8 protein-coding genes are annotated in these 5,154 nt (G+C 65.5%); 4 read left to right on the top strand and 4 right to left on the bottom strand.

Annotated features, from left to right (window positions below):
* The coding region (locus DYI24_RS20720; RefSeq protein ID WP_164573661.1) for a BolA/IbaG family iron-sulfur metabolism protein at positions 1–100 on the top strand (100 nt) is incomplete at its 5' end.
* An 82-nt stretch (positions 101–182) separates the two neighbouring features.
* On the opposite strand, the gene DYI24_RS20715 is transcribed toward DYI24_RS20720, so the two are convergent.
* Entirely contained in the window at positions 183–707 is a 525-nt protein-coding gene (locus DYI24_RS20715; RefSeq protein ID WP_205523612.1) for a MarR family winged helix-turn-helix transcriptional regulator, read from the bottom strand.
* 185 nt (positions 708–892) lie between these two features.
* Positions 893–1,252, bottom strand: coding sequence for a hypothetical protein (locus tag DYI24_RS20710; RefSeq protein WP_164573660.1), 360 nt, complete (start codon positions 1,250–1,252; stop codon positions 893–895).
* Between the two features lie 128 nt (positions 1,253–1,380).
* On the opposite strand from DYI24_RS20710, the gene DYI24_RS20705 reads away from it, so the two are divergent.
* Positions 1,381–2,109 (top strand): hypothetical protein, encoded by a 729-nt coding sequence (locus DYI24_RS20705; RefSeq protein WP_164573659.1) that lies wholly within the window; start codon positions 1,381–1,383, stop codon positions 2,107–2,109.
* Positions 2,110–2,136: 27 nt separating this feature from the next.
* On the opposite strand, the gene egtD is transcribed toward DYI24_RS20705, so the two are convergent.
* Together egtD and egtB are read right to left on the bottom strand one after the other, a co-directional pair.
* Positions 2,137–3,105, bottom strand: coding sequence for an L-histidine N(alpha)-methyltransferase (gene egtD / locus DYI24_RS20700; RefSeq protein WP_164573658.1), 969 nt, complete (start codon positions 3,103–3,105; stop codon positions 2,137–2,139).
* Between the two features lie 45 nt (positions 3,106–3,150).
* Positions 3,151–4,407, bottom strand: a complete 1,257-nt coding sequence (egtB, locus tag DYI24_RS20695; RefSeq protein WP_164573657.1) for an ergothioneine biosynthesis protein EgtB — start codon at positions 4,405–4,407, stop codon at positions 3,151–3,153.
* Positions 4,408–4,687: 280 nt separating this feature from the next.
* Between egtB and grxD the strand changes: the two genes are divergently transcribed.
* Complete coding sequence (grxD, locus tag DYI24_RS20690) at positions 4,688–5,014, top strand: Grx4 family monothiol glutaredoxin (protein ID WP_012495203.1); 327 nt, start codon at positions 4,688–4,690, stop codon at positions 5,012–5,014.
* Positions 5,011–5,154 (top strand): macro domain-containing protein (locus tag DYI24_RS20685; RefSeq protein WP_205523613.1); only part of this gene is annotated, 144 nt, incomplete at its 3' end. The genes grxD and DYI24_RS20685, both read left to right, overlap by 4 nt.

The following is a 5,154-nucleotide window of genomic DNA, read 5'->3' as shown; positions in this document are numbered from 1 at the left end:
GCGGGTCCAGCAGCACCAGATCGTCTATCAATCGCTGCAGGGGCAAATGGGCGGCGTGCTGCACGCGCTGGCGCTGCAGACCGGCGTGCCGGAAGCCTGACGGCGGGCCCCGACTGTCCAAAGCCGGGCGGCCTCGCCGTTAGGCCGCCCTGCGTCTCGCACGATCGCTAGTCGAGCTGCTGCTAGTCGAGCCGCGCAACGCGCGCGGTTGCGCGATCCATGCGCCGGCGCATTGCGTTGACGCTGTCGGACAGTTCTCCGACATGCTGATCGACCAGCGTACCGCGGGCGATCTCCTCGATTTTGCACATCTCGTCCTCGACACGCGCCAGCGTCTGTTTCGCGCTCCCGGTCAGCGACAGCAGAATGACCCGCCGATCTTCAGCGGATTGGGTGCGGATGAGCAGGCCGCGCTGCTCCAGCGGCCGGATCTGTGCCGAGACGAACGATCCCTTCATATTGAGCAGCGCCGCGACTTCGCCGACCGGAACGCCATCCCGGTCGGCCAGAAAGTCGACCGCCTTGATCAGCAGCCATTGCGATCCCGTCAGGCCGACTCGGCGCCCGAGCAGTTCGGCCATCCGCAGGATCGAAAAACCGATCGCTGATACGTCCCAGACCAGACGACGTAGCAGACGATCGGCATGATCGATGTCGGTGGCGGTGCCGATCGTCTCGTCGGCGGATTTGTTGTTCGTCTCGGGCATTATCCCGTCGTCCTTTCAGCACGGCCACGCGTTTCGTGCCCTGCGCGAAGCATCGCCTCTCCAGACAGATCGGAGCGGATGCTTCGAGTCAGGCCGGCGAGCGCTGATGCGCCCGGCACGGGTGGCGAAATTTCATCGGCATTTGGCGGGCGGAGCGGTGTCGCGGCGCCCGGACTCGTCGTCGGTCAGACGGCCTGTTTGGGCGGGGGCGTATCGGGACTTGCCCGCAGCGCGATCGCCAGCGAAGCCCAGGCAAAGGTGGCCTTTTGGCTGTCGGGCGATGAGCGTCCGACCAAGGAGGCCGGCATGACGGCAGATGAACACGACGGGCAGCGATCGCAGACCGAGATGGCCGAGGCGTCAGTGCTGTCATCCACAGAATGCGTGCTGAACACGGCGGTCGCCGCCACCTCTGTCGGATGGAGGCAGGCGATCTGATGCAGCAGGCCTGAGACGAGATAAAGCGAGATCACCACGATCAACGACAGGCGACGGCGCGGCTGTGCCGTGTCGGTCGAAAGCCATCGCACGAATCCGCTTCTCATACGGGATCGCATAACAAATCTGTCACAATCCGCAAAGGCGGGCGAGCGCATGGGCATGGTCCGCTGCGCGGCGACGACGTTAACGAAGGCTTTACAGCCGCGCGGCACCGTCTCGGTGGGTGGGACACATGTCGAACTGGCGGGACGAAAAGGAGAAGGCCAACGCGCTGGCGCTGGCGCGGCTGACCAAGCGGCTGCCGGAGGTCTTCCCGCAGTCCGTGCTGATCCATGCCAAAGCTCGCGCCTATGTGCCCTCGACGCTCCGGGTCGCCGTCGACTCGTATTGGCGGGCGCATCCGCTGCGGGCGGAGCGGCTGGCGCGCGTGCTCGCGGCGCGCAGCGGCGCCCCCGCCGGCTGGCAGTGGCACGTCGGCGATCCAGAGGCCGGACTGCCGGCAACGTTTCGAACCCCGCCTGCGCCGTATCGTGAGACTGCGCACCAGCGTGGCCCCGGCTTCTGCTGTGTCTGCGGCCAGCCGGTGTACCGGTTCGGCTGGCACGCCGATCTATGGGACGCCGGCATCAACAAGAATGCGACCTGGCACAGCGCCTGCGTCACCGCCTGGCAGTTCTGGAATGCACCGAGTGGCCAGACCAAGCTGTTGCGGCGCCTGCAAGGCCGCCGTTGCCGTGAGACCAATCGGCGGCTGTGGCGGACTGTAGAGGTCGATCACCTCGTGCCGCTGTTTCAGGTGTGGCGGCAGCACCGCGATCGCGCATGGCCGGAGCTGCTCGGCTATTGGGGACTGCCGAATCTGCAAGTGATCAATCGCGAGGTCCACGTCGCCAAATGCGCCGCCGAGGCGCGCGGCCGGCGCACCGCGCAGATCGCCGCCGCAGAGGACGCTGCGGCTTAGTTAGTCAGGCGACCGACGACGCGGCTGTCAGTTCGCTTCGATCGCGTGTACCGAAAACACCGTGTCCGGATCGGTCCAGCACCGCGCCGGAGTCCAGCCGGCCTGCTGCGCCAGCGCGCGAAACCGCTCCAAGCTGTATTTGTAGCTGTTCTCGGTGTGAATGGTCTCGCCGTCGCGGAAGCTGATGCGTTCGCCGAACAGATGCACGGTCTGGTCGCGCAGGCTGACCAGGTGCATTTCGATGCGGTGCTGATCGCGGTTGTAGATCGCGCGGTGCGCGAAGGCGGACAGATCGAAATCGGCGACGAGTTCGCGGTTGATGCGGATCAGCAGGTTGAGATTGAACTTGGCGGTGACGCCGGCGGCGTCGTCATAGGCCGGCACCAGAACGCGCTCGTCTTTCTCCAGGTCCACGCCAATGATCATTCGGGCGCCGCGGCCGAGAATTTCGCGGGCGCTCTCCAGGAATCGCCGCGCCTCTTGCGGCTCGAAGTTGCCGATCGTCGAGCCGGGGAAGAACCCGACCTTCGGCAGGTCGCGGACCGCAGGCGGCAGCGCGAACGGCTTGGTGAAGTCGGCGGCGAGCGGATGCACCGCGAGCTGCGGGAAGTCCCGCTGCAACGCTTCGGCCTGGGTGATGATGAAATCGCCCGAGATATCGACCGGCACATAGGCCGCGACCTGGTGGGCGGCGAGCAGCAGGCGGATCTTGGTGGTGGCCCCGGCGCCGAATTCGACGATCGCCGCGTCCGGTTGAATAAAAGCTGCGATTTCGGCGGCGCGGTCCCGCAAAATGCCGAGCTCGGTGCGGGTCGGATAGTACTCCGGCAGGCGGGTGATCTCGACGAACAGCTCGGAGCCGGCGTCGTCGTAAAAGTACTTCGGCGACAGCTCCTTCTGCGGTTTTGTCAGCCCATCCAGCACGTCGCGCGCAAACGCAGCCGTGTTGGAATCGAGCCGATGCGCTTGCGTCTGCACAGCGACGTGCACGTTCATAGGCGATCCTCCGGGCTGCGCGCGCGGCGCATCTAGGTTTTCAAATCAGGCGCCGTAGTCGGCGAGCCGCAGGCCGGTGAACTGCCAGCGGTGATGCGGATAGAAGAAATTGCGATAGGTGACGCGGCTGTGGCCCTCCGGCGTGGCGCAGGACGAGCCGCGCAGCACCAACTGATTGACCATGAACTTGCCGTTGTATTCGCCGAGCGCGCCGTCGATCGCCTTGTAGCCCGGGTAAGGCGCGTAAGCGCTGCGGGTCCATTGCCAGACGGTGCCGAAGGCGTCGGGAAGCTGACCAGCGCGTGCCGCGACCTCCCATTCCATTTCGGTCGGCAGGTGCTTGCCGGTCCAGCGCGCGAAGGCGTCGGCCTCGTAGTAGCTGATGTGGCAGACCGGGGCGGCGGGATCGATGCTCTGCAGGCCGCCGAGCGTCATGATCTTCCATTCGCCGTCGACCTGCCGCCAATGCCCCGGGGCTTCCCAGCCTTCGCGCTCGGCGCAGGCGAAGCCGTCCATCAGCCACAGCGTGGCGGTGCGATAGCCGCCATCGGCCATGAACTGCAGCCACTCGGCATTGCTGACGAGGCGGCGTGCCAGCCGCACCGGTCCCACCAGCGCCCGGTGCACCGGTTTTTCGTTGTCGAAATGGAAGCTGTCGCCGGCGTGGCCGATCGGGTGGATGCCTTCCGGCAACGCCACCCAGTCGTCGCCGCGATGGCCCGTCGGCAGCCGCCACGCCGGGTCGTAGGCCGGCGGGATCGGATTCTGCGCGAAAGCATGGAGGATATCGGTGAGCAGCAATTCCTGGTGCTGCTGCTCGTGATTGAGCCCGACCTCGATCAGCGGAGCGATCTCTTCGAGCTTGGCAGCGTCTGCGGTCGCGAACCAGTTCAGCATCGCCTCATCGACGTGGCGGCGATACGCCGCCACTTCGGCGACGCCGGGACGGGTGAGAAGGCCGCGCGCCGCGCGGGTATGCCGCGGCCCGGCCGAGACGTAATAGGAGTTGAACAGGAAGGCGTAGTCGGGGTGGAACACCTGATAGCCGGGACAATGCGGGCCGAGCAGGAACTGCTCGAAGAACCAAGTGGTGTGGGCCCGATGCCATTTCGCCGGGCTCGCATCCGGCATCGATTGCACCACCTGATCTTCCGGCGACAGCGGCGCCGCGCGGCGCTCGGTCTCGTCGCGCACGGTACGATAGGCGTGGGCCAGCTGAGCGGCCCGATAGCGGGCGGAGACGGACGATGTGGAAGATTCGGCTGCAGAGCTTGCGGCGGAGGACAAAATCGTCACGAGCATCTCCGGTTTGGTGGAAAACGCTGCTGTTGGGAATGAGTTCCAGATCAGATAGGCGCTGGCGATCCGGATGAAAGGCCAGCGGCGTACCGGCCGAGATTTTACCGATGGTCAGGCGGCCACTCGGGTTCGGCCCCGGGCCGCCGAAAAAGGGCAGCGAAGTCAACGCGACAGCCGGGCTCAATCGGTTTTGACTTGGGCTATCCAGAGGTTTCAGGATACATATATGACCGTTCGACCCGGCCGCTGGTGGTCAGCCGGCCGCGCCGCAAAAGGATTCGCCATGAGCATCGAGCAATTCATCGACAACGAAGTGAAGGCCAACGACGTGGTGCTGTTCATGAAGGGCACGCCGCAGTTTCCGCAGTGTGGCTTCTCCGGTCAGGTGGTGCAGATCCTCGATCACATCGGCGTTCCGTATAAGGGCCACAACGTGCTCGAGAACGCCGAGCTGCGCGACGGCATCAAGGTCTATTCGAACTGGCCGACCATCCCGCAGCTGTACGTGAAGGGCGAATTCGTCGGCGGCTGCGACATCGTGCGCGAAATGTTCCAGGCCGGCGAACTGCAGAAGCTGTTCACCGACAAGGGCATCAAGGCCGCCGCCTGAGCCCCTTCGTTCGCCAGATCGGCACGGCGACCTGTGAGGTCGTCGTCGCCGACATCACCACGCTCGCCGTCGACGCGATCGTCAACGCCGCCAATTCGTCGTTGCTCGGCGGCGGCGGCGTCGATGGCGCAATCCATCGT

Origin of the sequence: Rhodopseudomonas sp. BR0C11, assembly GCF_010820945.1 — a bacterium.
In the GTDB taxonomy this organism is placed as follows: Bacteria; Pseudomonadota; Alphaproteobacteria; order Rhizobiales; family Xanthobacteraceae; genus Rhodopseudomonas; species Rhodopseudomonas palustris_H.
This window is presented reverse-complemented; position numbering and strand designations above follow the sequence as displayed.